This window comes from Meiothermus sp. Pnk-1, from assembly GCF_003226535.1.
GTDB lineage: Bacteria > Deinococcota > Deinococci > Deinococcales > Thermaceae > Allomeiothermus.
Genome location: NZ_QKOB01000030.1, coordinates 1 through 939, shown reverse-complemented (window position 1 = coordinate 939; position 939 = coordinate 1). Strand labels below are relative to the sequence as shown.

Annotated in this window: 1 protein-coding gene; it reads right to left on the bottom strand. The window is 34.4% G+C overall.

Annotated features, from left to right (window positions below; translation table 11 throughout):
* A partial coding sequence (locus tag DNA98_RS17715; RefSeq protein ID WP_199489414.1) for a hypothetical protein occupies positions 1 to 251 on the bottom strand: 251 nt, incomplete at its 3' end.
* Positions 252 to 939 lie beyond the last annotated feature (688 nt).

Genomic DNA, 939 nt, shown 5'->3' with positions numbered 1-939 from the left:
GCATCTTTCCGAATTTCTTTTAATTCTCCCGCTTTATTTTTAGCATTGTAACCCTCTTTAATTCGGTCAGATATGGCGATATGAAGGGATTTATCACAATGGGGGGTTACTGTGATATGTTCATTCAAATGGATGCGTTCAGGGTCTGCATGTTGGTAGGTATGTTCTGCCCCTGGTTCCCGATCAATATGCTTTCCGATTCCTCCAGGAGAAACAGCTCCTTTTTCTACGTGATAAACTGCGTAACTCATTTCTGTTTTTTTGTTTTTTCCGACTATATTTTTTCTTTCTGCAGCAAAACTACCTTCCCCGATTCAGCATAGGTATGGGAACCCTCGGAGAGACCACCACATGTTTTCAAAAGCGTAGCGATTGAAAACATGTGTAGTGGGCTATACTTATTTTCAATAAACCCATTCAACCGTCAAAATCTTTGTGCAATTTATTAAAAATATATTTGATTAGAATTACGGTTCTGGTCTCTCACTCTATTCTTCAAACCTAATGCTCTATCCTTAAAAACTACACCCGAGTGTAGTAGGGTGATCACCCACACAAAAACCACATAAAAAAATTAACGTGGTCGCTGGCATATAAAACGTGGTTTTTAAAGTCATATCTATCTAATTAACAACGATATAGATATTATGTTATGTATAGCATAATACCGCCCAAGCCGAATGTATTTTGAAATTTCTCGTTTTCTTCGTTTTCTTCCACTCTTCCAGATGGGGAATTTTTGCAGGGAATCAATCAAATAAATCTCTAAAAAAAACAAACGTTATTTTTTTATTTATATATTTTCTTATTTTCTTATTTTAAGGCTCTGTACTTATATTGATAATCAACATATTAAGGGGTCTAAAAACAAGTTTTCATAAGCTAAAAACAAGTTTTCATAAGCTAAAAACAAGTTTTCATAAGCTAAAAACAAGTTTT